Source organism: Erwinia sp. S38 (assembly GCF_016624545.1).
GTDB lineage: Bacteria > Pseudomonadota > Gammaproteobacteria > Enterobacterales > Enterobacteriaceae > Erwinia > Erwinia coffeiphila.
On sequence record NZ_JACVTS010000010.1, the window covers coordinates 51912 to 76730 of the forward strand.

16 protein-coding genes are annotated in these 24819 nt (G+C 56.4%); 3 read left to right on the forward strand and 13 right to left on the reverse strand.

The features are described 5' to 3' along the window. Window positions 1-565: 565 nt before the first annotated feature. The 8 genes from yegS to IBT46_RS12835 form a co-directional block, all read right to left on the reverse strand. Window positions 566-1465 (reverse strand): lipid kinase YegS, encoded by a 900-nt coding sequence (gene yegS, locus IBT46_RS12800; RefSeq protein ID WP_200545980.1) that lies wholly within the window; start codon window positions 1463-1465, stop codon window positions 566-568. Between the two features lie 284 nt (window positions 1466-1749). Further along, window positions 1750-3132 carry a tRNA 5-hydroxyuridine modification protein YegQ gene (gene yegQ / locus IBT46_RS12805; protein ID WP_200545981.1) on the reverse strand — a complete coding sequence of 461 codons (1383 nt, stop codon included), beginning with the start codon at window positions 3130-3132 and terminating at the stop codon, window positions 1750-1752. Window positions 3133-3252: 120 nt separating this feature from the next. Further along, window positions 3253-3960 carry a two-component system response regulator BaeR gene (gene baeR / locus IBT46_RS12810; protein ID WP_105591395.1) on the reverse strand — a complete coding sequence of 236 codons (708 nt, stop codon included), beginning with the start codon at window positions 3958-3960 and terminating at the stop codon, window positions 3253-3255. Window positions 3961-3983: 23 nt separating this feature from the next. Continuing rightward, on the reverse strand, window positions 3984-5369 hold the full coding sequence (baeS, locus tag IBT46_RS12815; protein WP_200546083.1) for a two-component system sensor histidine kinase BaeS: 1386 nt from the start codon (window positions 5367-5369) through the stop codon (window positions 3984-3986). Then, the gene (mdtD, locus tag IBT46_RS12820; RefSeq protein WP_200546084.1) at window positions 5369-6775 is read right to left on the reverse strand and encodes a multidrug transporter subunit MdtD; all 1407 of its coding nucleotides are present in this window, start codon (window positions 6773-6775) and stop codon (window positions 5369-5371) included. The genes baeS and mdtD overlap by 1 nt, the downstream gene beginning before the upstream one ends. 4 nt (window positions 6776-6779) lie before the next feature. After that, a complete protein-coding gene (mdtC, locus tag IBT46_RS12825) occupies window positions 6780-9854 on the reverse strand; it encodes a multidrug efflux RND transporter permease subunit MdtC (RefSeq protein WP_200545982.1) in 3075 nt (1024 codons plus the stop codon). After that, window positions 9851-12970: an MdtB/MuxB family multidrug efflux RND transporter permease subunit gene (locus IBT46_RS12830; RefSeq protein ID WP_200545983.1), complete on the reverse strand. Its 3120-nt coding sequence runs from the start codon at window positions 12968-12970 to the stop codon at window positions 9851-9853. The genes mdtC and IBT46_RS12830 overlap by 4 nt, the downstream gene beginning before the upstream one ends. Beyond that, entirely contained in the window at window positions 12970-14232 is a 1263-nt protein-coding gene (locus tag IBT46_RS12835) for an MdtA/MuxA family multidrug efflux RND transporter periplasmic adaptor subunit (RefSeq protein WP_200545984.1), read from the reverse strand. The genes IBT46_RS12830 and IBT46_RS12835 overlap by 1 nt, the downstream gene beginning before the upstream one ends. 230 nt (window positions 14233-14462) lie before the next feature. Here IBT46_RS12835 and IBT46_RS12840 point away from each other — a divergent pair, with 230 nt between their 5' ends. Both IBT46_RS12840 and IBT46_RS12845 read left to right on the forward strand, forming a co-directional pair. Then, window positions 14463-15425 carry an aldo/keto reductase gene (locus IBT46_RS12840; protein WP_200545985.1) on the forward strand — a complete coding sequence of 321 codons (963 nt, stop codon included), beginning with the start codon at window positions 14463-14465 and terminating at the stop codon, window positions 15423-15425. A gap of 418 nt (window positions 15426-15843) precedes the next feature. Further along, the gene (locus IBT46_RS12845; RefSeq protein ID WP_200545986.1) at window positions 15844-16101 is read left to right on the forward strand and encodes a hypothetical protein; all 258 of its coding nucleotides are present in this window, start codon (window positions 15844-15846) and stop codon (window positions 16099-16101) included. A gap of 55 nt (window positions 16102-16156) precedes the next feature. Here the strand turns inward: IBT46_RS12845 and IBT46_RS12850 are convergent, their stop codons facing one another. From IBT46_RS12850 to IBT46_RS12870, 5 genes are all read right to left on the reverse strand, one after another. Continuing rightward, the gene (locus IBT46_RS12850; protein ID WP_200545987.1) at window positions 16157-17164 is read right to left on the reverse strand and encodes a hypothetical protein; all 1008 of its coding nucleotides are present in this window, start codon (window positions 17162-17164) and stop codon (window positions 16157-16159) included. Beyond that, window positions 17157-18839: an AAA family ATPase gene (locus IBT46_RS12855; protein WP_200545988.1), complete on the reverse strand. Its 1683-nt coding sequence runs from the start codon at window positions 18837-18839 to the stop codon at window positions 17157-17159. Before IBT46_RS12855 ends, IBT46_RS12850 begins: the two co-directional genes overlap by 8 nt. 325 nt (window positions 18840-19164) lie before the next feature. Further along, window positions 19165-20517, reverse strand: coding sequence for a molecular chaperone (gene yegD / locus IBT46_RS12860; RefSeq protein ID WP_200545989.1), 1353 nt, complete (start codon window positions 20515-20517; stop codon window positions 19165-19167). 82 nt (window positions 20518-20599) lie between these two features. Continuing rightward, window positions 20600-23197, reverse strand: coding sequence for a diguanylate cyclase (locus IBT46_RS12865; RefSeq protein ID WP_200545990.1), 2598 nt, complete (start codon window positions 23195-23197; stop codon window positions 20600-20602). A 129-nt stretch (window positions 23198-23326) separates the two neighbouring features. Beyond that, window positions 23327-23941, reverse strand: coding sequence for a phosphatase PAP2 family protein (locus IBT46_RS12870; protein ID WP_200546085.1), 615 nt, complete (start codon window positions 23939-23941; stop codon window positions 23327-23329). Between the two features lie 219 nt (window positions 23942-24160). Between IBT46_RS12870 and udk the strand changes: the two genes are divergently transcribed. Further along, window positions 24161-24802, forward strand: coding sequence for a uridine kinase (gene udk / locus IBT46_RS12875; protein WP_123334955.1), 642 nt, complete (start codon window positions 24161-24163; stop codon window positions 24800-24802). Window positions 24803-24819: the final 17 nt, after the last annotated feature.

A 24819-nucleotide genomic window follows, 5' to 3' on the forward strand; every position in this document is an offset into this window, starting at 1 on the left:
TTAGATTGATTGGATTTTCGAGGGGGATCACAGATTGGGGGGAGGGCGCTGTGAAATGGGTGTTTGGGGTTCAGCCTCTGCTGCTGCTCCAGGGCGGTCCTCGCGCCGTGCATGGCACGGTGCCTTCGGTTACGCCATTGTGCCGGTCGGACCGGCCAGGATTGAACGTCCCTGTTCAAACCAGGCCTGACGCCAGCATCCCTGCTGTCGTCTCCTGGCGCAATGGCTCCACCTCAGCGCTGCGGATGCCCTTACGCAGCAGCAGAGGCTTTACCCTCCAGGCAATTTCATCGCTTTTGCTTTTGGGTTTTCAGGCAATACAAAAGTCAGAAAGCAGGCTGGCTGTGACCCCGATCGGGCAATCCGCAGCGCTGAACGCAGAGAGGAAGCCAGGATTCGGCCGCATGGACGCGGCCGAAAGTCACAGCCGCGCAGGACGCGCGTCTGTGACGGTCCGACGGGCTGACGAACGAAGTGAAGGAACCGCAACGCGGCGCGAGGACGACCGAGCGGGGGCACAACCAGCCAGCGCTAACTCACGACTCTGCAAACACCGAATCCAAAACTACGCCAGCAGCTCACAAGACGGCGGCAACCGACACTCCAACGCATCCGGCATCACCTCAATCCTGAACTTCGTCCCCGTCAACGGCTCGCCGTCCAGATTAAACGTCATCTCATTCGGCGCATCAATCGTCAGCCACGGCAGCGACGCTGTAATCAAATTCGGATTCTCACCATCACTGGTCAACGTATGCAACAGCGTCGGCAACAGCTCTTGCGACGTGGCAATCGTCAACTCCAGCTTACCGTCATTAATCAACGCCTGAGGGCAAAGACGCTGACCGCCGCCCGCCTGCCTGCCGTTACCAATCCCAATCACCAGCGCATCACCCTGCCAGTCGAAATCCGGACCGCGAAGATGGCAACTGTCCGCCTTCAGCGTATCCATCCGCATCAAACCGTGAATAAAATAGGACACGCCGCCCAGCGCCGACTTCAGCTTCTCCGGCGTTTCCGTCGTAATGCGCGTGCCGAAACCGCCGGTCGCCATATTGATAAAATAGCGATCGCCGTTTACCCGCGCTAAATCAATGGCCGTCGCCTTGCCGATAATTGCCAGCCGCAGCGCATTCTCCATCTCCAGCGGAATGCCCGCGCTGGTGGCGAAATCATTAGCCGTACCCAACGGTACAATACCCAGCACAGGCCGCCGTTCAGGTGGCAGACCGGCCAGCGCGGTGGCAATCTCATTAATCGTGCCGTCGCCGCCGGCGGCAATCACCGTGGTGGCATTCAGATCCACCGCTTCACGCACGTAGCGCTCGCCGTCGCCGTGTTCCCAGGTCACACGTACTTCCAGCCGGTAGCCTTCCTTGCGCAGAGTGGCAATCGCCTGGCGCAGATCCTCATTGCCCGCGCTTTTACCGTTCAAAATCGCCAGCGTGATTGAATCGTTTACCATTTTTTTATTTTCCTGAAGTGGGTAAAGGATGGATTCAAGATATAGCATATCCTGTTACAGACGGTGAACTGTGGAGCGCCAGAAGGGAATATTTTCGGAAAAAAGGACAAGAAAAAGCCCGGACGGGGGAGCCGACCGGGCCAATGAGGTGGTTCATTCCGCCCGGAACTCAGCTTGATATCCGGACGTGCAGAGAATGCTGTTTAATGTTTGTCGTTAGGAGCCAGCGCATAATAACGGGGAACCTCCCCCGGGACTGTGATCGGATTCTAAGATCGATAACCTTATGAAACTTCTTTTGCCAGTTCCACCGCATGCGGATTGCGCGTGGTGGTTCCCGCCAGGTTACGCATCAGCAGCGCATACTGCAGGTCCATCTCCTCCGGCAGCGGCAGCCACACCAGATGGCCGTTGCCCGGTGCCACCTCAATCGCCTGTGCCTTGCCGTTCTCCATCTGCGTCAGCGTGAAGTTGATATTGCCCGCGGGGGTCATCAGCTCCAGACTGTCGCCAACGCTGAATTTGTTCTTCACGTCCACCTGCGCCAGCGCGCCACGACGTTCACCGGTAAACTCACCGACAAACTGCTGACGGTCGGAAACCGAATAGCCCGCGTCGTAGCTCTGATAGCTGTCGTGCGTATGGCGGCGCAGGAAGCCTTCGGTATAGCCGCGGTGCGCCAGCCCTTCCAGCGTTTCCAGCAGGGCGGGGTCGAACGGCTTACCGGCGGCGGCATCGTCGATGGCCCGGCGGTAAACCTGTGCCGTACGCGCGCAGTAGTAAAACGACTTGGTGCGGCCTTCAATTTTCAGCGAATGCACGCCCATCTGCGTCAGCCGCTCCACGTGCGCTACCGCACGCAGATCCTTCGAATTCATAATGTAGGTGCCGTGCTCGTCCTCAAAGGCGGTCATATATTCGCCGGGGCGCATCGCCTCTTCGATCATAAACACCTTGTCGGTCGGCTGGCCCACGCCCAGCGTCGGTTCAACGTTCTGCACTGCGATCGGCTGCTGGCGATGGACGATGTTACCAATCGCATCCTCTTTGCCTTCTTCCACGTTGTATTCCCAGCGGCAGGCGTTGGTGCAGGTTCCCTGGTTCGGGTCGCGCTTGTTGATATAGCCGGAAAGCAGGCAGCGCCCTGAATAGGCCATGCACAGCGCGCCGTGGACGAAGATCTCCAGTTCAATTTCCGGCACCTGCTGGCGTATTTCGCTGATTTCTTCCAGCGACAGCTCGCGCGACAGGATCACCCGCGTCAGGCCCATTTGCTGCCAGAACTTCACCGTCGCCCAGTTCACCGCGTTGGCCTGCACCGACAGATGAATATCCATCTGCGGGAAGGCCTCGCGCACCAGCATAATCAGACCGGGATCGGACATAATCAGCGCATCCGGCCCCATATCGATCACCGGCTGAAGATCGCGGATAAAGGTTTTCAGCTTGGCGTTGTGCGGGGCGATGTTGACCACCACGTAAAATTTTTTGCCCTGGGCGTGGGCTTCGTTGATGCCGATCGCCAGGTTCTGGTGGTTGAATTCGTTGTTGCGCACGCGCAGGCTGTAGCGCGGCTGACCGGCGTAAACGGCGTCTGCGCCATACGCGAAGGCGTAACGCATATTTTTCAGCGTGCCGGCCGGGGAGAGGAGTTCCGGTTTAAACATGTTTTCTCAGTCTGATGTCAGGTCAGATATTGCCAGGATGGCTGCCCTTTGCGGCGTGGCGTCGCTAAGGGCAGATTTCGGTGCGGGATTGTAAGGCAGGGAAGCAGGAGATTAGTTGATCTAAATCAATCGGCAGATATCGGCTTCCCAGCGATAGCCCATGCCGTAGACTGCGCGGATAAACGGCTGGCTGGCATCCAGCGATTCCAGCTTGCGGCGCAGATTTTTAATATGGCTGTCGATGGTGCGGTCGGTCACCACGCGGTAATCGTCGTACAGCTGGTTCAGTAGCTGTTCGCGGGAAAATACCTTGCCCGGCTCGTGGGCGAGGGTTTTCAACAGACGGAACTCGGCGGGGGTCAGATCCAGCGGTTTATCATCCCAGCTGGCCTGGAAGCGGTTTTCATCCATGCACAGCAGCGAGGTTTGCACCGCCTCTTCTTTTGGCCGCAGGCAGCGCTTCAGAATGGTTTTCACCCGTGCCACCACTTCCCGCGGGCTGAACGGTTTGCAGATATAGTCGTCCGCGCCAATCTCCAGCCCCAGCAGGCGATCGATCTCTTCGGTTTTGGCGGTGACCATAATGACCGGCAGCTCGGAGAAGCGGCGCAGCTCGCGGCATACCGACAGGCCATCCAGCCCCGGCAGCATCAGGTCCAGCAGCATCAGGTCGGGTGAATTCTGCTTCGCCCACTCCAGCGCCTCGTCGCCGCGCAGCAGGTGGTGCGTGCGATAGTTGGCGGCCTGCAGATAATCCACCAGCAGCTGGCCAAGCTTGGGTTCATCTTCGACGATTAAAATCAACGGTGCCGGTTTTTCCTGCTCCATATCACTTCCTCAGTACGGATAAATCAGTGCGGTTTATTGAGTAAGCTTACCGTAATTTTCAGCCCCCCGGCGGAAGAATGCGCGGCGCTGAGCGTGCCGTCGTGGGCCGCAACAATATTCTGGCAGATCGCCAGCCCCAGCCCCGAGCCACCGCTGGCGCGGTTGCGTGACCCCTCGGCGCGATAGAAACGTTCAAAAATCTGTTTGAGCTGATCGTCATTCACCCCCGGCGCGCTGTCTTCAAAACGCAGCAGGTTTCCGCCGGGGCCGGGCTCCAGATATATGCTCAGGCTGCCGCCGGCATCGGTATAGCGCAGGCTGTTTTCCATCAGGTTAGTGAACAGTTGCCCCAGCCGATCCGGATCGCCAAACTGCGGCGCGGCCTCCGGCAGCGACAGGTTAAGCCGCAGGCCCTGTTGCTCATAGCGATGGCGGAAGTTAGCGGCGACCATTTCCAGCAGCGGCACCAGATCGGTGTCGCGCTTGCGATAGGCCAGCGCACCCTCGTCGGACAGCGACAGCTGGTGGACATCATCCACCAGCTTGGTCAGGGTGGCGACCTCGCCCTGTAGCGAAATAATCGACTCCGGCGTCAGTTTGCGCACGCCGTCCTGAATCGCCTCCAGCTCACCGCGCAGGATCGCCAGCGGGGTGCGCAGCTCGTGGGAAATATCGGCCATAAACGCACGCCGCATGCTTTCGTTCTTTTCCAGCGTGCTGGCCAGGCGGTTAAAATCCTGCGCCAGGCGGCCAAGCTCGTCGCGGCTGGTGGATTCCACCCGGCTGGTAAAATCACCGGCGGCCAGATGATGCGTGCCCTCAACCAGGCGCTTAACCGGGGCCAGCAGCCCGCGCGACATCAGCCAGGTCACCAGCGCGGCCAGCAGCATGGTCAGGCCGACGATCATCCAGCTGGTGCGGTTTTGCTGCCGATCGAAGTTAATATCCGCTACGCGGGTCAGGCGCTCAGAAGGGGAGCCGACCACCCAGCCGACCACTTTATTATCGCTGGTGGTAATCGCCCGGCGCGTGCCTTCCGGCGGAACCGGGCCGCGCGGACCGATCATCACGCGATAGTTCTGATCGATAATCCAGAACTGCGTGCGCCAGCCGTGCGGCGGCAGCTGGTTGCTGGATTCCGGGTTCTGATCCAGCGAGCGCAGAATATTAAAGACCAGCCGGTTGTTATTGCGCAGGAAGGTCCAGCTGCCGTGCTGTTCGTACTGATCGGCCAGCGCATCGCTGAGCATGGTGATCCGCTGTTCGTTGCCGCGCTTAATGTAGTCGATAAAGCCGTGCTCGAAGCTCAGGCGCACGCCCCAGTGCATGGTGATCAGCACCAGCATGCAGGTTGATAAGATCGCTGCAAACAGCTTAGCGGTGATGCCGATGCGGAGGCGGGCAAAGATCATTTTTTTCTCCTGCGGGCCAGTACGGTATTCGGGGCGATTTCCGCCGGTACGCGCCAGAACACCAGCGCGGGCAGGGCGATCACCAGCGCCATACAAAGGTAGGTCCAGATAAATGCCTGATGTACCAGCGGGCTGTCCGCCACCGCCTGGTGGCCGAACGTGCCCAGCAGCAACCCGGCAACGGTCACGCCGATACTCATCGACAGCTGCTGCACCATCGACAGCAGGCTGTTGCCGCTGCTGGCGAGGTCATCCGGCAGCTCTTTCAGCGTCAGGGTATTCATCGCCGAAAAACGAATAGCGTTGACCATGCCCTGTAAAAACAGCACCAGCGGCAGCAGCAGATCCCAACCCAGCAGCGCGACCATCGGGAAAAGCAGCGTTACCAGCGCCAGCGCGACGGTGGAGCCCACCAGCACGTGGCGATAGCCGAAACGGTTAACGATCTGTACCACGATGCGCTTCATGCCCATATTGCCCAGTACCATCGGGATCATCATCAGCCCGGCGTGCAGGGGGCTGTATCCCATGCCGATCTGCAGGAAAAGCGGCGTCATAAACGGCAGCATACCGCTGCCGATGCGGGCGGTCAGGCTGCCGAGCAGGCCGATGGAGAACACGCGATTATCAAACAGTTTGAGGCTGAACAGGGCGAGATCGTTGTGGCGGGCGTGCAGCAGATAAAACAGCATCGTAAACACCCCGGCAAGAATAAACAGGCACAGCAGCAGCGGAGAAATGCCCAGCCCGCGCTGGCCGTCGAGCGCCAGAGTCAGCGTCGCCATCCCTACCGCCAGCAGCAAATAGCCGGTGAAATCGAAGCGGCGGGTAACCAGCGTGAAGTTGGGCAGCAGCCGCAGGGTAGCGATAGCACCGACGATACCCACCGGAATATTAATCAGGAAAATCCAGTGCCAGCTGGCGTACTCGACCAGCACGCCGCCCAGCGTGGGCCCCATCAGCGGGCCAATCTGCCCCGGTATCGTGACGAAGGTCATTGCCGCCATATACTGATCGCGCGGCACCAGCTTCATCACCGTCAGGCGGCCCACCGGCACCATCATCGCCCCGCCGATGCCCTGTACCACCCGCGCCATTATCAGCTGGTCCAGCGTGCCAGAAAGGGCACAGCACAGCGAACCGAGGCTGAACAGGATAATCGCGCTGAAAAACACGTTGCGCACGCCAAACCTGTCCGCCAGCCAGCCGCTGACCGGCAGCATAATTGCCACCGTCAGCACGTAGGAGACAATCACCGAATGCATATGCAGCGGGCTTTCATGCAGGCTGGCGGCCATCGACGGCAGCGCGGTGTTGACGATGGTGGTGTCCAGCGTCTGCATAAAGAACCCGAAGGCAACGATCCACAGCTGCCAGCGAACGGAGGAGGGCGGCGAGGCGATCACATCAGGCTTCCTCAACCACAGGCTGCGGGCGCGGCTTACGGCGCAGTTTATCCATATACAGATAAACCACCGGCGTGGTGTACAGCGTCAACAGCTGGCTCATCACCAGGCCGCCGACGATAGTGATCCCCAGCGGCTGGCGCAGTTCGGCACCGTCACCGCTGGTCAGCACCAGCGGCAGCGCGCCGAGCAGGGCGGCCAGGGTGGTCATCATAATCGGCCGGAAGCGAAGCAGGCTGGCCTGCTCAATGGCTTCACGCGCCGTCAGCCCGCCTTTGCGCTGCGCTTCAATGGCGAAGTCCACCATCATAATGGCGTTCTTCTTCACGATGCCGATCAGCAGCATAATGCCGATCAGCGCGATCAGGCTGAACGGCGCGCCGAACAGTTCCAGTGCCAGCAGCGCACCGACGCCCGCCGAGGGCAGGGTGGAGAGAATGGTCAGCGGATGGACGTAGCTCTCATACAGAATGCCCAGCACGATATACACGGTGGCGATTGCCGCAATAATCAGCCACAGCTGGCTGCTCTGTGATTTCTCAAACTCTGCCGCCGTACCGGCAAAACTGCCGCGCACGCTGGACGGCACGCCCAGCGCGGTGACGCTGCGGTCGATCGCCGCCGAGGCCTGCGAGAGCGACACGCCTTCCGGCAGGTTAAAGGAGATGGTCGAGGACGCCGACAGCCCCTCGTGGTTGACCGACAGCGGCGAGTTCGCCGGTTTCCAGCTGGCAAAGTAAGACAGCGGGATCGGTTTCCCTTCGCTGTTAATCACGTACATCTGGTTCAGCGCGCTGATGTCCTGGGTGTAGCGCGGATCGACCTCCATCACCACTTTGTACTGGTTCAGCGGCTGGTAAATGGTGGAGATCTGCCGCTGGCCGAAGGCGTTGTTCAGCAGGTTGTTGACGTCGGACACGTCAATACCCAGGCTGGACATTGCCGCGCGGTCGTAGGTCAGCGCCATCTCTGCGCCTTTGTCTTCCTGGTCCGAGTTGACGTCGGCCAGCTCCGGCAGCGCGGCAAAGGCGCGGCGGATTTTTGGCTCCCACTCGCGCAGGTCGTCCAGGCTGTCCGACAGCAGGGAATACTGATAGCCAGCGTTGGACTCGCGCCCGCCGATGCGCAGATCCTGTACCGCCATCAGGAACAGGTTGGCCCCCGGTTCCTTCGACAGCTTGGCGCGCAGGCGGGCAATTACCTGCTGGGCGTTCTCGGTACGTTCAGACAGTGGTTTCAGCGAGATAAACATCGACCCACTGTTGGTACGGAATCCGCCGGTAAAGCCAACCACGCTTTCCACCGCCGGGTCATCGTGGACAATGCGCATAAAGTCCTGCAGCTTGTCGCGGATCGACTGGAAGGAGATGCTCTGGTCGGCCTGAATAAAGCCCATCAGCCGCCCGGTATCCTGTTCCGGCATAAAGGTTTTTGGAATGGACACGTAAAGGTACATGGTCAGGCCGATGGTGGCGAAGAACACCAGCAGCGTCCAGCGCGCGTGATTCAGCACCACCCGCAGCGAACGGCCATACCCCTGCTGCACGGCCAGCAGCACCTTGCCGAAGCCGCGAATACGTGGCTGCTGATGTTTGCGCTGCGGCTTCAGCAGCAGCCCGCACATCATCGGCGTCAGGGTGATGGAGATCAGCAGTGAAATACCGATTGCCACCGACAGCGTCACGGCAAATTCGGTAAACAGCCTGCCAATCAACCCGCCGAGCATCAGCAGCGGCAGGAACACCGCTACCAGCGAAATGCTCATCGACACCACGGTAAAGCCGACTTCGCGCACGCCCTGCAGCGCCGCCTGCACCGGCTTCATCCCGGCTTCCACATGGCGGGATATATTCTCCAGCACCACTATCGCATCGTCGACCACAAAGCCGGTGGCGACCGTCAGCGCCATCAGCGACAGGTTGTTGAGGCTGAAGCCGCACAGGTACATGGCGGCAAAGGTGCCGATTAGCGAAACCGGCACCGCCACCGCCGGGATCAGCGTGGCGCGGCCAGAGCGCAGGAAGGCAAACACCACCAGAATCACCAGCCCGACGGAAATCGCCAGCGACTGCTCTACCTCGTGCAGCGAGGCGCGAATTGTCGGCGAGCGGTCCTGCGCCACGTTCAGCTCAATGGATGCCGGGATAATCTTACGCAGCTCCGGCACTTCGGCGCGGATGCGGTCGACGGTGTCAATAATATTGGCTTCCTGCGACTTGCGGATCATCAGCAGGATCGCCGGTTTGGCGTTGGCCATCCCGGCATTGCGTACGTCCTCAACCGAATCGGTGACGTTGGCCACGTCGCTCAGCCGCACCGCCGCGCCGTTGCTGTAGTGCACGATCAGCGGTTGATACTCCGCAGCGGTTTTCAGCTCGTCGTTGGTTTTCAGCTGCCAGCGGTGGTGGTTATCTTCCACCGCGCCCTGCGGCTTGCGCACGTTGGCGTTGGCAATCGTTTCCCGCACCGCATCCAGCGACAGGCCTTGGTTAAACAGCGCCTGCGGATTCAGCTCTACGCGCACCGCGGGCAGCGAGCTGCCGCCGACCGACACATCTCCTACGCCCTCAATCTGCGCCAGCTTTTGCGCCAGCTGGGTGGAGGCATAGTCATACAGCTGGCCCTGCGAATAGGTATCCGAGGTCAGGGTCATGATCAGGATCGGCGCGTCGGACGGGTTGGCCTTACGGTAGGTTGGCCGAGAGGGCATACCGCTCGGCAGCAGGCTTTGTGCAGCGTTGATCGCGCCCTGCACGTCGCGGGCGGCACCGTTAATATCGCGGTCGTAGTCAAACACCAGAATAATGCGCGTGGAACCGAGCGAGCTGCTGGAGGACATCTCGGTAACGCCGGCAATACGCCCCAGCGCGCGCTCCAGCGGCGTCGCCACGGACGAAGCCATGGTTTCCGGTGAGGCACCCGGCATCGAGGCGCTGATCATAATCACCGGGAAATCCACCTGCGGCAGCGGAGCCACCGGCAGCAGGCGGAAGCCCAGAATACCGGCCAGCAGGATCGCCACGGTCATCAGGATAGTGGCGACCGGGCGATGGATAAACAGGGCGAAAAATTTCACTCTGCCTCCCGGCGCGCGAAGCGCTGGCGAGTGGCGTGGGCGAGGCGGTCAAACAGCAGATAGATCACCGGCGTGGTGAACAGCGTCAGTACCTGGCTGACGATCAGCCCGCCGACCATGGCCGTACCCAGCGGGCGGCGCAGCTCCGCGCCAACGCCGGTGCTCAGCATCAGCGGCAGCGCACCGAGCAGGGCGGCCAGCGTGGTCATCAGGATCGGACGGAAGCGCAGCAGGCAGGCCTGATAAATCGCATCGTACGGCGACATGCCCTGTTCGCGCTCGGCGGCCAGCGCAAAGTCGATCATCATGATGGCGTTCTTCTTCACGATACCAATCAGCAGGATGATGCCGATAATGGCGATCACGTCCAGCTCGCTGCCGCTAATCAACAGCGCCAGCAGCGCACCGACGCCCGCGGTGGGCAGCGTGGAAAGAATGGTAATCGGGTGAATAAAGCTCTCATAAAGAATGCCCAGCACGATATACATCGCCACGATGGCCGCCACAATCAGCCAGACGGTGCTGGAAAGTGCCGCCTGGAAGGCGAGGGTGCTGCCCTGGAACTGGGTCATGATTTCCGCCGGCATTTCCATCGACTTCTCGGCCTGAGTGACGGCATTCACCGCCTGCTCCAGCGAGTAGCCGTCGCTGACGTTAAACGAGAAGGTCGCCGACGGGAACTGGTCAAGGTGGTTAATGCTCAGCGCGCCGTGGCGCTGTTCAACGCTGGCAATCGCGCTCAGCGGCACGCTGCCGCCGTCGGTGCTTTTCAGCCGCAAGCTTTGCAGCGCAGCCAGGCCCGGCGTGGCGGTGGTGTCGTGCTCCAGAACCACGCGGTACTGATTTGCCTGAGTGTAGATGGTGGAGATCAGGCGCTGACCGAAAGCGTTATACAGCGCGTTATCCACGTCGGCCATGGTAATACCCAGACGGCTGGCGGTATCGCGATCGACGCGGATATAGGCTTCCAGCCCCTGGTCCTGCCAGTCGTTGCTGACGTCCTTCAGCTCCGGCATGGTGTTCAGTTTTGCCAGCAGCTTCGGCACCCACAGGCTGAGCGAGTCGAGCGACCCGGCCTGTAGCGTAAACTGATACTGGGTGCGGCTGACCTGAGTATCAATGGTCAGATCCTGCACCGGCTGTAGCCACAGGCTGATGCCGGGGATCTGCGCAACCTGCTGTTGCAGACGGGCAATCACCACCGGGATGCGGTCGTCGCGCTCATCCAGCGGCTTGAGGTTGATTTGCAGCCTGCCGCTGTTCAGCGCCGAGTTGGTGCCGTCGACGCCGACAAACGAGGTCAGGCTCTGTACCGCCGGATCTTTCATAATCACCGAGGCCACTTCCTGCTGGCGCTGCGCCATGCTGGCGTAGGAAACGGACTGTGAGGCCTGCACGGTGCCGGAGATAATGCCGTTATCCTGCACCGGGAAGAAGCCTTTCGGGATCACCAGCCACAGCATCACGGTGATCGCCAGCGTGCTTAGCGCTACACCGAGGGTAATCCACGGATGATTCAGCACCCGGCTCAGCAGGCTGCCGTAGTGGGCAATGACCTTATCAAACATCGCCTCGCTGGCGCGCGAGAAGCGATTCTGTTTACGCAGCGACTCCACGCTTAACATGCGCGCGCACATCATCGGCGTCAGGGTGAGTGAGACCACGGCGGATATCAGGATCGCCACCGCCAGCGTCACGGCAAATTCGCGGAACAGCCTGCCGACGATATCACCCATAAACAGCAGCGGGATCAGTACCGCAATCAGCGAGAAGGTCAGGGAGATGATGGTGAAGCCGATCTCTCCGGCACCTTTCAGCGCGGCAGTTAGCGGTTTTTCGCCTTTCTCGATGTAGCGCGAGATATTCTCGATCACCACGATCGCATCATCCACCACGAAGCCGGTGGCGATGGTTAACGCCATCAGCGTCAGGTTGTTGATCGAAAAGCCGCAGAAATACATCACCGCAAAGGTGCCGACCAGCGACAGCGGCACCGCCACGGCCGGAATAATGGTGGCGGGAACGTTGCGCAGGAACAGATAAATAATCATGACCACCAGCGCAATGGCCAGCAGCAGCTCAAACTGTACGTCGTTAACCGACGCGCGGATATTGGTCGTGCGGTCGGTCAGCAGCTTAACGTCCACCGATTTTGGCAGTGAGGCGGTCAGCGCAGGCAGCATCTGGCGGATGTTGTCGGCCGTATCAATAATATTGGCGCCCGGCTGGCGCTGGACGTTAAGCACGATCGCCTGCTGGCGGTTGGCCCACGCCCCCAGCCAGCTGTTTTCCGCACCCTGTTCAACGGTGGCGACATCGCCCAGCCGCACCGGCGCGCCGTTAAGGTAAGTGACGATTAGCTGGCGATAGCCTTCGGCGGTTTTGATCTGGTCGTTGGCGGACAGCGTAATGGCGCGTTCCGGGCCGTCCAGGCTGCCCTTCGCCGAGTTGACGTTGGCATTGCTGATGGCGGTACGCACCGTTTCGGTAGTGATGCCCATTGATGCCAGCGCCTGCGCGTTCAGTTTCACTCTGACCGCCGGGCGCTGCCCGCCGGACATCGTCACCAGCCCGACGCCGGAAACCTGCGAGATTTTCTGCGCCACGCGGGTTTCCACCATATCCGCCACCTGGGTCATCGGCATGCTGGTGGTGGTGACGGCGAGAGTCATAATTGGCGGATCGGCCGGGTTAACCTTACTGTAAACCGGTGGGTTTGGCAGATCGCTGGGTAACAGGTTGGTGGCGGCGTTAATCGCGGCCTGCACCTCCTGCTCGGCCACGTCCAGCGGCAGCGTCAGCTGGAACTGCAACGTTATCACGGAGGCGCCGCCCGCGCTCTGCGAGGACATCTGTTTCAGGCCGGACATCTGACCAAACTGGCGCTCCAGCGGGGCGGTGACCGCAGAGGTCATCACGTCCGGGCTGGCACCGGGGTAGAGCGTCACCACCTGAATCGTGGGGTAGTCCACTTCCGGCAGTGCCGATACGGGCAGAGAACGATAACCGATGATCCCGGCCAGCAGGATCGCAATCATCAGCAGCGTGGTGGCGACCGGGCGCAGAATAAACTGGCGCGATGGTCCACCGCCGGTTGTGGAAGGCATTCCCTGCATCAGTCGCTGGCTCCCTTGGCTGGCTGTGCGCTTTTACCAGAGGTCAACGGTGTGGACTGCGGGGCGACGATTTCGACTTTTGCACCTTCGGTCAGGCGATCGATGCCGTCGGTGACGACTTTTTCACCGGCCTGCAGGCCGCTGCTAATCACCACGGTTTCGCTGTCCTGGATGCCCACGGTGACGGATTTTTTGCTGACTTTATTGTCGGCGTTGACCACCCAAACAAAGTGGCCCTCGTTACCCATTTGCAGCGCCGCTGCCGGGATCACAATCGCATCCTGTAGGGTAGCGACCTTCAGGCGAGCATTCACAAACTGATTAGGGAACAGCCGGTCATCCTCGTTGCTGAAGCGGGCTTTCAGTTTAACGGTGCCGGTAGTGGTATCGATCTGGTTATCCATGCTGAGCAGCGCACCCTGCGTCAGCAGCGTTTTATTGCTGCGGTCCCAGGCTTCGACCGGAACAGCGCCCTGTTTCTGTGCGTTAAGAATGGCGCTGATATCATTTTCCGGCAGGCTGAACACCAGGTCGATCGGGTGCGTCTGGGTGATCACCACAATTCCATTGGTATCGCCGCTGGTGATGTAGTTGCCGATATCCACCTGTTTCAGGCCCACGCGGCCATCGATCGGTGAAGTGATACGGCTGTAGGTGAGGTTGAGTTTGGCGCTGGCAACGCTGCCCTCATCGGCTTTAATCGTGCCCAGCGTTTCGCTAACCAGTGATTTCTGAGTGTCGAGGTCCTGCTGCGAAACCAGGCTGGTTTTCGCCAGCTTTTCATAGCGCGCCAGGTCGCGGCGGGCGTTTGCCAGCGTTGCCTGATCCTTCGCCAGCTGGCCTTCTGCCTGGATCAGCGCAACCTGCCACGGGCGGGGATCGATTTCGGCCAGCAGCTGTCCGGCTTTCACCTGCTGCCCTTCGGTAAAGTGCAGCGCAACTAAATCGCCGTCAACGCGGCTGCGCAGGGTGACGGTGTTGGCGGCGGTGACGGTTCCGAGGCCGGAGAGATACTGCGGCACGCTTTTGCTTTGCGCGACGGCCGCCTGCACCGGGCTTAATTCTGCGCCCATACCGCCAGGACCGCCTGGCCCACCGGGGCCGCGCCCGCCACGGCCACGAGGATGCGCGGATTTTTCAGCTGTGTCAGGTTTTGCTCCCGGAGCATCAGCATGGCTGTGCCACCAGTACAGGCCGCCGCCAACCAGTGCGGCAAGAATAACAACCAGTGGGATAATGGGGAAACGGCGCTGTGCTTTCATTAACTCTCTTGCTCTCCGGTAGCGGGGATATGTCCAGATGGGACGAAAGGCGTCCACTCTTCATTTTAGCTAATTATAACTTACGAAAAATGAAGGAAATAAGGATAACTGTATAGTTCTGCATTGTCTTCTGTTCACATTCTGCAAATTATTAGACAGAAAATGTCGAAGCGACAGATAGTTAGTCTGCTAAGATTGATGCCGTGAAACCCATCTACCAGGAGATTGAAATGAGTACTTCAGAACATCGCCAGCTTGGTCGTTCCGGCATTCAGGTTCCGCTACTGACCTTTGGGGGTAACGTTTTTGGCTGGACGGCCGATCAATCAACGTCTTTTTCCCTGCTGGATGCACTGGTGGAGAAAGGCCTGAATTTTATTGATACCGCCGATGTTTATTCGCGCTGGGTTCCCGGCAACGAGGGCGGCGAATCAGAAACCATCATCGGTAACTGGCTGAAGCAGAGCGGTAAACGCGACAAAATCATTCTGGCCACCAAGGTGGGGATGGATTTGGGCGACGGTAAAACCGGTCTGGCACCTAAATACATTCGCCAGGCGGTTGAAGCTTCCCTCAAACGTCTGCAAACCGATTATATCGATCTGTATCAGGCGCACCGCGATGATGAAGATACGCCATTACAGGATACGCTGGCTACCTTTGATGCATTAATTAAAGAGGGCAAGGTGCGTGCTATCGGTGCCTCAAACTACTCCGCCGACCGGCTGAGTGAAGCGCTGAAAATCAGTGCGGATGCCGGCCTGGCGCGCTATGAGACGCTGCAGCCGGAATATAACCTGTACGATCGCGAAGGCTACGAAAGCGGTCTGGAAGCGGTGGTAGAGGAGCATGGGCTGGGGGTAATTAACTATTATTCGCTGGCCAGCGGTTTCCTCAGCGGTAAGTACCGCAAGCCGGAAGATGCGGCGAAGAGTGCACGCGGGCAGGGCGTGGTGGAGAAGTATCTGAACGATCGCGGCTTGAAGATTGTGCATGCGTTGGTGGAGGTGGCCGAGGCGCATCATGCTTCGCCAACGCAGGTGGCGCTGGCCTGGCAGATTGCGCGCCCGAGCATTACCGCGCCGATCGTGAGTGCGACGTCGCTTGCGCAGGTGGATGAGCTGGCGAAGGCGACTCAGCTGAAGCTGACTGATGCGGATAAGCGTTTGCTTTCTGAGGTCAGTAGTTACTGAGTTGTTTGCAAAGCCTGGAGTTAGCGCTGGCGGGTTGTGCCCCCGTTCGGGCGGTCCTCGCGCCGCTGCGCGGTTCCTTCACTTCGTTCGTCAGCCTCCCGGACCGCCCCAGACGGGCCGTCCTGGCCCGGCTGTGACTTTCGCCAGCTTCCCTGCTGGCGAATCCTGGCTTCCTCTCTGCGTTCAGCGCTGTGGATTGCCCTCTCGGGGGCACAACCCGCCTGCTTTCTGACCTTCGTGTTGCCTGACAATCTAAAAGCGATGAAATTCTGAAAGGGGACAGCCCTGGAGCAGCAGCAGAGACTGCCCCCATACTCCTGTTCCGCAGCGAACCACACGGCAACGCGTTGATGCAACTCGCGGCTTTGAGGTATCATCACCGCCCTGTACATGTTCCCACCGCCGTGAGGCAAACCGTATGAACAAGAAAAAGATCTTTATCGTCTACCTGCCGGTCAGCCTGGTGTTCTTTATGATCCTGCCAGGAGCTATCCTGCGCGATATGCCGCCAGAGCGCTTTGCCTCGTTCAGCCATATCACCAGCCTTGGTGGCGTGCTTAACCCAATCGTCTCCGTGCTGCTCTTCCTGGCTATCGTCTCGGTGATTCTGGCAATGATTGCCGTTCCGCTGATTGGCCGCTGTGCCCGCGCAATCATTAATAGACGTAAAGGGTAAGCCTCGGGCTTATTCTGCGATATGCCGGGCGATTGGATACCCGGCTCCGCTTCGGCTATTCAAACAAACGCATCTGGAATGCCAGATCGCGCACCAGCTTAGTGAAGGGCTGGATCTTCTCGTTTGGTGTTCTGGCGAACTCCCCTAGCAAAAAGGCTTTAATTTGAGCCGGAGAGTAGTGGGGGCCCAATAAAGCAGTAACTGCATTAATATAGTCGTCGTTATACACTTTTTTCAACTGCGCAAGATGGGTCACAACTAATCCTGAATTTTTATAACGGTCATCTAATGCCAGAACTTGATTCAAATTTGCCAGTTTCGGCGCCATAGAGGTGTTTTTTTCTCTCAGTTTGACACTGATATCTTTATTTGTTTGTAAGCTAAACAGAGCATTGATCAAATCTTCATCGTCGATATAAAAATCAAAAATATCGTCAAGCTTTTCGGCTGTCGGATTAAATATAACAGGCTGCTGAGATTTTTTTTGATTACACACTTTACAACAAGGTACAAGATTGTTGATATTAATGGCGTAATAATAATGAGTTACCTTGTCTTTGATATGATCCAGATCGCCATAAAATGCGCTGTCGGTACAATCTAATATACCCTTGTCACAATAACCGCATACCTGACCATTAAGCGTTTTTACATAATTAATGCATCGTTTGCTATTGCGAAAGTTTTCATACTGTTTGATCATGAATGCTTCGGCATTATCATGGGAATTTTTTAAAATCCTGTGACCATGGCGATCTAGCCTACTTTCAATGTTATTTGGAGAGCTGGCATCGGCAGAGATATTGCCGACTATAATATCTTTTAGATAAGCCATGTGAGGCTGATGTAAATAGTTCTCTTGCACTTTCGTGAAATTTTTATTATTGATTTTTGGGATATCTTCGCCAATAAATAGATTGACATGACTCCGATTATTGTCAAAGAAAATGGTTCGGAACTGGTTTTTTCCACTCCGGATTTCTTTCTTGATTTTCGTTTTTAACGTGCTAAAGAAGTTACCGTGAAAGAACCAGCATAGAAATAACGTTTGTTGCTCAGTCATGGTTCAACCTCCGGCGTAAAAATTCTTTCTCCGATTCACTGAGTTCGTCAATCAGGCTATTGAGGCGCTGATGATGGCTGCCCTCTGCCATGATAAGTTTGTTAAGAGTAGCAGTCAAAGATTGTACAATTAGCGGTTCGGAAACCTCTCCGATCAGGAATGATAAATCGGAGATGCTTTTTTCCTCTATGGCTTTGTGGATCTTGTTCCTGATAAATTCACTTACCACGTTAGTAACCAAAAAACTATTTTTATACAAGTCATAGACATTAGCACCCAATGTTTTCGTTTTCAGATTAATCATACCATTCTCACCGAGATATAATACTTTTCTTCGTGGAAAGTCTGATAAAATCAGTGGGTTATGAGTTGATATAATGACGTTGAAATGTTTGCTTTTATCTTTGTCCTTTAGTAAGGAAACCACCCAAGCGATCAGCTGGGTTTGTAATTCAGGGTGTAAATCCGCATCAGGTTCATCAATAAATAAATTTACGCACTGACCTGGTTCAATTTCATTATCTATATCATTTATTTTACAGGCAAGATCAATCCGTTTCCATTGGCCGGTACTGAAAGGGGGGTAAATATAATATTTATATCCTTCGGCGATAATCTCATTGCTTGTTGAAGCTTTCAGCATAAATTTAAGTGTGCTGAGATGTTGTGGGTTATGAATTGAAAAGTTCAGTTGAATTTCATTTTTATCCGGGTTGGTATCAATAATTTCCGCCAGATTGTTGACGTGTCTGTCTAACTGTTCATCGAAAAATAAAGGCGTTTCGGGAAATAGGATTCCTGAACCATGATAAATGTTTGTAATATGATCTTTGCGGAAAATCTCTACAATTTTTTGTATTGAATAGCCCTGCGTTGTGTTTTTTCTTCGATACAAGTTAGCTGTAATGATTCGCATTAAAATGAGTTTAACAAATGAAATTTTATTGTTGAAGAAATTCCTCTTCATTTTTTTTATTTGACTGGTGAAGTTTTTTCTGCCGTAGTTATTGCCAATGATTTCTGATAGATTAAGCTGACTCAACCAGCGGTCTGTGATAACCAATCGTATCGATTTCCCCTGACACAATTCGTCGAGTTCATTGTTAAACGGCAGGCTGTCAATAAACAAATAGGCTTCTTTCAGGTTGTGCAGACCATTATATCTTTGCTCATTGCCAACAGAATAATCATTATCGGCATTGACGATTCCGGACTTAATCATATTGGTGTTATTCGACGAGAGATAAATCGAATGATAATTCGGAAATTCGTTGCTGGGGTGCTCCGTTAATCTGACCAGCAGGCCCTGCTCATTTTTTTCAGCTGTCCCTTTTCCAGAGTAATGGATTCCCTCTTTAACATATAGAACGTAGTAAGTTTCGTTGTGTTGAAAAACAGCAGTGTATTCAGAATTCGAATGAAATCTGCCTTTTTTATCTTTTTTAATGGAGTTTAAAAAATCCATTAAACAGGTTTTTCCGCAACCATTTTTGCCGATCAGGCAACTTATACCAATGTTCTCCGCAAAGAAACCATCCGGAACACTTTCTTTACCGGCGGTGAGCATTAAAAGACGTCGCTCAGGATCAAAGGCAAAATCGTATTTGTTATCCAGATTAATTGTAATGTTTTTATAAACCAGATGTTTCTCAATAAAGGCATACTTTAATAACATGTCATCCTCAACATAGTTCTGCTGCGCCGGCCCTGGAGTGTTGCAAAAATGACAGGGGTAATGGATAAGTATCTGTATCAGCGAGATTATAAGTTACAACGGGATAAGGTATTCACACTACAACGTTATGCTAATCGGAGCAATGCGATATGAAAGGTCCTGTTTTTATGTGTGGCAGAGCGATGGGGTAGGTAACAGAAATAAGGGTGCAGGGACTAAATTGGGTTGCGGCTTATGCCGCAACCGTGTGAAGCGATGAGGTGGATAATAGCGAAAGATTGGTGCACGAACTCCGCAACGTTTCCATTGCGCTATCATGCGCCTATCAGCGGAACATCACCTGCGCCCAGCGCGCCAGCCCCGCCGTAACTGAACCGAAATCATCGCCGCTGGTTAGCGGGATATCCGGCAGTTGACGCTGCAACGCCTGGCGCAGAACAGGTGACTTCGCGCTGCCGCCGGTCAGATAAATCACGTCGGGCTTCGTGCCGCTGGTCTCCAGCGCCAGCGCAACCTGTTCCTGAATCCGCTCAAGAGGCTGGTTAATCGCCGCCTGGAGCGCCGCCACGCTGATATCCGTTGCCAGCCCGTTGTCGATAAAATCTAATCCCGCCAGCGTCTGCGGCCGATCGGAAAGCGCAATCTTGCTCTCTTCCGCCGCACGCACCAGACGATAGCTCAGGCGCTGACGCCAGACTTTCAGCAGGCGCTTCACCTTCTCCGGCTCGCGCGCATCACGGATCAGATCCTGCAGCAGCTTGTTGCTGGCCGCGGCATAGAAATCACTCTGTGCCGGAACGTCGTTAATCGCCACCGCATTCCACCACGGCAGGGCAGGCAGGCCCATTCCCTTCACGGTTTCACCGCCCAGACCCAGCAGCGGCATCAGCTCCTTAAAGGCCAGCATAATATCCAGATCGTTACCGCCTACGCGGCAACCGCTGTGACCCAGCAGGCTGCCGCTGCGATCGGATTTATCGTGCCACTGCGGTCCCATCAGCAGCATCGAGCAGTCGGTGGTTCCGCCGCCGATGTCGACGACCAGTACGCGGCTTTCCTTACTTAGCGTGGCTTCAAAGTCCAGACCGGCGGCTACCGGCTCGAACTGGAAAATCACATCGCTAAAACCGGCACGGCTGGCCGCGCGGGCCAGAATGCCTTCAGCCTGCTGGTTGGCGTCGTCACCGCCCAGCCCCTGGAAGTTGACCGGACGGCCAATCACCGCCTGGGTCACGCTGTCGTTCAGCGAGCTTTCCGCCGACTGACGAATATGCAGCATCATTGCGCAGACCAGGTCCTCAAACAGCGCGACCTGCTGCGGCTTCAGGCCGCTGGCACCAAGGAACGATTTCGGTGATTTTACAAACCACACCTCTTCCGGATCGTCCATATACTGTGCCAGCGAGGCCAGACCGAACTTCACACTGGCCGGTGTGACTTCAATATCTTCTTCGCGATTGAAAGCGACGGAGCGCCGCAGCAGCGCCTGGCTCTCAGCGTGCGGCGTAGGGACCTGATGATGGCGGAACAGCCATTCACTGACGGCTTCACGGGTTGGCGCACACAGCATTGAGGGTAAATAGGGGGAACCCTGCTCTAGTGGCAGCATTTTTGGCTGGCCCTGGTCCATGATGGCGACCGAGCAGTTGGCCGTACCGTAGTCGAAACCGATAAACATCGTTCTCTCCGCTGAGTGGGGAAAAAAAGGGGGCGACTTTAGCCTGGCCGTGTCGGCAGAGCAAGGGGATATAGTGGTTTTATTAACGGGGGAGGGGGGAGATGCCCGGTGTCGGAGGCAGGTCGTGATCCGTTGCTTCGCCGTAAACCGCAATCTTGCCCCGACCGCTGTTTTTGGCCTGATAGCAGGCGATATCGGCCTGTGTCATCACTTCAACCGCGTTGCTGCTGCTGTCAAAAATGGTCAACCCGGCGCTGGCTCCAACAGAGAACTCGTGACCTTTCCACAGGAATTGATATTGACTGATGGTGGCGACCAGGCGACTGGCGATCTCGCTGGCGTCCTCCAGCGAACATTCCGGCAGCAGCATGCCAAATTCATCGCCGCCAAGACGGGCGAGGAAGTCGCTGCCGCGCAGCTGGCGCATCATCAGCGTCGACAGCTCACGCAGCAATGCATCCCCGGCGGCGTGGCCGGCGCTGTCATTTACCGCCTTAAAGCGGTCCAGGTCGACGAAGGCCAGCACGTGATGCATGTGCTGATTCTCCTGCGGCATCAGCAACACTTTCAAACGCTGCTCAAAGCTGGCGCGGTTCGGCAGGCGGGTAAGCATATCGTGAGAGGCGCTGTAGCGCAGGCGTTTAAATATTTCCCGCGACTCGCTGACGTCCTGGATAACCATGACGCTACCGATATTGTCGCCTTCCTGGGTGCTCAGCGGCGACAGGCTGTAGTTGATGGCAAACACCTCGCCGGCGCGATTGTGCAGGACGAGATCCTGGTCCGGGGAGTCAGCGGGTTTGGTATTTTTCGGCAGGGCGCAGCTGAGGACGATCTCCTGTTCTGGCCCTTCACCACCGTGAGTGATCTGCAAGATTTCAGCGATAGGCTTGCCCACCGCATGGTGCTGAGGCCAGCCGGTCATTTTTTCCGCCACCGGATTCATAAAGATCACCTGCATCTCTTCATCGGTGCTGATCACCGCTTCATCAATGGCATCCAGCGTGATGTGCATGCGCTCCCTTTCCTGATCGAGGGCGTCGGTCAGCTGGCGAAATGCGGTGACATCCTGATTAATCCCTAACATACGCGAAGACTGGCCGGGTTCGTCCGCTACCATATTGCCCTGGCAGCGGATGTAGCGAATACCCGAGCTGGTTTCAATACGGTACTCAACGTCAATCGGCGAGGTGTTTTTCATCGCGTCATCAAGTAAGGCCATCACCTTTTTTCGATCGGCGGGCAGCAGGCAGTTCATCCAGCTTTGCTGGGTGATAATCGCGCCTGGCGGCAGATGGTAGAGCTGGAACATGCGCCTGTCCCAGGTCATTTCTCCGGTGATCGGATTCCACTCCCATACGCCGATTCCGGCAGCGTCATTCGCCAGGGTGATGCGCTCCATCAGCTGCTGATTGACCTTCTCGGTTTGCTTAAGCCCGGTTATATCCTCTATTTGCGATATGAAATAGAGTGGCTGCTGTTCGCTATCGCGCACCAGAGAAACGGCCAGCAGCGCCCAGACGGTTTGGCCGTCGCTGCGAAGATAGCGCTTTTCCATACTGTAGCTGGCGATCTCTCCGGCCAGCAGGGCATTCATCTGTATTAAATCGGCATTCAGATCGTCGGGATGACTAAGCTGCTGGAAGGTCATTCCTTCAAGTTCATCCTGGCGATAGCCAAGCAGGCGGCACAGCGATTTATTGACCTGCAGCCACTGACCGCCGGGTGCCACCAGCGCCATGCCGATCGCCGAATATTCCATCGCATGGCGAAAGCGGGTTTCACTCTCCGAGATATGCTTGCGCTCTTCGCGGAACGAGTGCATCACCAGGGTCATTAAATGGCTGGGCACCAGCGCCAGCAGGAAGGGTAGCCAGGGAACCGAGACCAGCAACGGTGCGCTGATAAAGTCCTGCGGGATCAGGTTTAGCGCCAGCATCAATGAGATCATCGATACTGTCACAAGATAAACGATGAACGCGGCCAGCCGCGGCAAACGCACGGCGCTGTAAAACAGAATGACAATCACGAAGGCAAACGACCACGGCAGAAAGCGCAGGGCCAGCCAGCTAAGAGTAAGGGTGACCAGCAGGGTGAGTACCGTCTCGATCAGCACCCGATGCTTCATCAACGAGTCGCGCTGCCACAACAGTGCTACCGGACCGAGCGCCAGCATACCGATGACCTCTGAAGCAACCCATGTTGAGAAAAACTGCGTCAGTGAAGCGGCGGGGATATTCAGCAGCGCGCTGGCCAGCATCGCGCCAATAAACGGGGTGAACAGGCCGACCGCCAGCATCATTTTTACCCAGCTGTACAGCGTATTCAGCGGAGCGTGGTGATCCAGCAGCAGGCGCAGCATCACGCCGCCCATCAGCGCCTGGGCCAGATTGATTAACGGGAATTTCAGATTGGAGAGGCCTGGGCCAAGAATAATCGCATTGGCGCAGATCACCCCTACCATGCAGCCGCTCAACAGCAGCGGCAGGTGACGTACAGGATTACGAAATACCACGATGGTCATCAGCGCGGTGGAAAACCACAGCGGTGAGATCTGGCCGCTGATTTTAATCAACTCAAGGCAGTAAAGGGTGGATGCCAGGCTCAGTAAACCCAGCAGCAGGCTGTTCAGCCACTGCGTCCGGCTATGTTGTACATTGGCTAACGTTTCTGAGGCCATCCACACTTATCCAGCACGGCGCCTGGCAGCGGCGCAATCTTTATCTCTAAAGCCATGCTAGCACAAGAAAACCAGCTTGAAGTGGATGGCACAAAAAACCTGCGAGAAATGCCCCAGATTAAGTCGAGTTTATTGCTTGATTTTTAACAGATCCGCGCGCGTCCACGGGTGTTCGATGCCGGCAATTTGTGCAGACAGCTTTTGCAGAAACTGCTGAGTAGTGGCAACACGTCCGTTACTGAAAAGAAGCACGGGCACCAGCAGCGCGATGCACAGCTGCGCCAGTGAAAAACCCCTTGGCCGAACGGTACGCTGGCTGAGCAGAAAGGCGGTGCTAAGTGTAAAGCCCAGAACCAGGCCGGCAATCACCTCGCTCACTGAATGAGCGTTGAGTTCAAGGCGTGATATCCCAACGATAACCGGGATAAGATAACCCGCGATCAGCAGAACGCGCCGCCATATTACGGAAAGCCGGCCGCTCAGCAGCCAGAACATTACTGGCCACAGGGTGGCGGACATGGCACTGTGGCCGCTGAAGCCGGTGAAGTTAAAGCGCACGCTGCCAATCCCAAAGCCGAGGAAGGCGATTTTTGACAGGCTGACCACCAGTCCCGCACAGCCGAACGCCAGCAGCCAGAACCAGACGGCGCGTTTGTCGTCGTTTTTCCAGCGCAGCAGGAAGGCGATGATGACCGCAGTCGGCAGTAACAGCATGCTGTCACCGAAATAGGTCAAAAGATGCATTATGTGATCTGGCACGCTGTTTCCTTGAGGCTTTTTTGCTTGTCGTACTTTAACCGCACGCCAGCATATTATCTAACGGTATAATCTGAAAACGCCGGGGATGCTTTTTTCTGGCATCAGATGGGTGAACTCCCTATAATTGCGCGCGCTATGCCCTTCATATTTCAGGAAGCTGGCTATTTATCCTTTCATTTTGTCTCGGAATCAGGTCGTTAATTTATGGCTGACAAGTCGCATCAGTGCGTCATCGTAGGTATCGCAGGCGCTTCAGCCTCGGGGAAAAGTCTTATCGCCAGTACGCTGTATCGTGAAGTCCGCGATCGCGTGGGTGATGAAAATATTGGCGTGATCCCGGAGGATGCCTATTACAAAGACCAAAGCCATTTAACGATGGAAGAACGGGTTAAAACTAACTACGACCACCCGAGTGCCATGGATCACACGCTGCTGCTTCAGCATCTGCAAATGCTGAAGGCCGGGCAGTCGATTGAACTGCCGGTCTACAGCTATGTTGAGCATACGCGTGAGAAAAAAACCATCACGCTGAAGCCGAAGAAGGTCATTATCCTCGAAGGCATCCTGCTGCTGACCGATGCACGCCTGCGTCAGGAGATGAATTTCTCGATCTTCGTCGACACTCCGCTCGATATCTGTTTGATGCGCCGCATGAAACGTGATGTAAATGAGCGTGGCCGCTCAATGGATTCGGTGATGGCTCAATATCAGAAGACAGTTCGCCCGATGTTCCTGCAGTTTATTGAACCATCAAAGCAGTATGCGGATATTATCGTGCCGCGCGGCGGGAAAAACCGCATCGCTATTGATATCCTCAAGGCGAAGATTAATCAGTTCTTTGAGTAACCCTTGCAGGCCCGCCT

Coding starts and splice junctions, on each gene's coding strand:
- IBT46_RS12850 (WP_200545987.1), bottom strand. CDS start 17,164: ATGACTGAGCAACAAACGTTATTTCTATGCTGGTTCTTTCACGGTAAC.
- udk (WP_123334955.1), top strand. CDS start 24,161: ATGGCTGACAAGTCGCATCAGTGCGTCATCGTAGGTATCGCAGGCGCT.
- yegD (WP_200545989.1), bottom strand. CDS start 20,517: ATGTTTATCGGTTTCGACTACGGTACGGCCAACTGCTCGGTCGCCATC.
- IBT46_RS12835 (WP_200545984.1), bottom strand. CDS start 14,232: ATGAAAGCACAGCGCCGTTTCCCCATTATCCCACTGGTTGTTATTCTT.
- IBT46_RS12830 (WP_200545983.1), bottom strand. CDS start 12,970: ATGCAGGGAATGCCTTCCACAACCGGCGGTGGACCATCGCGCCAGTTT.
- yegS (WP_200545980.1), bottom strand. CDS start 1,465: ATGGTAAACGATTCAATCACGCTGGCGATTTTGAACGGTAAAAGCGCG.
- IBT46_RS12845 (WP_200545986.1), top strand. CDS start 15,844: ATGAACAAGAAAAAGATCTTTATCGTCTACCTGCCGGTCAGCCTGGTG.
- IBT46_RS12870 (WP_200546085.1), bottom strand. CDS start 23,941: ATGCATCTTTTGACCTATTTCGGTGACAGCATGCTGTTACTGCCGACT.
- IBT46_RS12855 (WP_200545988.1), bottom strand. CDS start 18,839: ATGTTATTAAAGTATGCCTTTATTGAGAAACATCTGGTTTATAAAAAC.
- baeR (WP_105591395.1), bottom strand. CDS start 3,960: ATGGAGCAGGAAAAACCGGCACCGTTGATTTTAATCGTCGAAGATGAA.
- IBT46_RS12840 (WP_200545985.1), top strand. CDS start 14,463: ATGAGTACTTCAGAACATCGCCAGCTTGGTCGTTCCGGCATTCAGGTT.
- IBT46_RS12865 (WP_200545990.1), bottom strand. CDS start 23,197: ATGGCCTCAGAAACGTTAGCCAATGTACAACATAGCCGGACGCAGTGG.
- yegQ (WP_200545981.1), bottom strand. CDS start 3,132: ATGTTTAAACCGGAACTCCTCTCCCCGGCCGGCACGCTGAAAAATATG.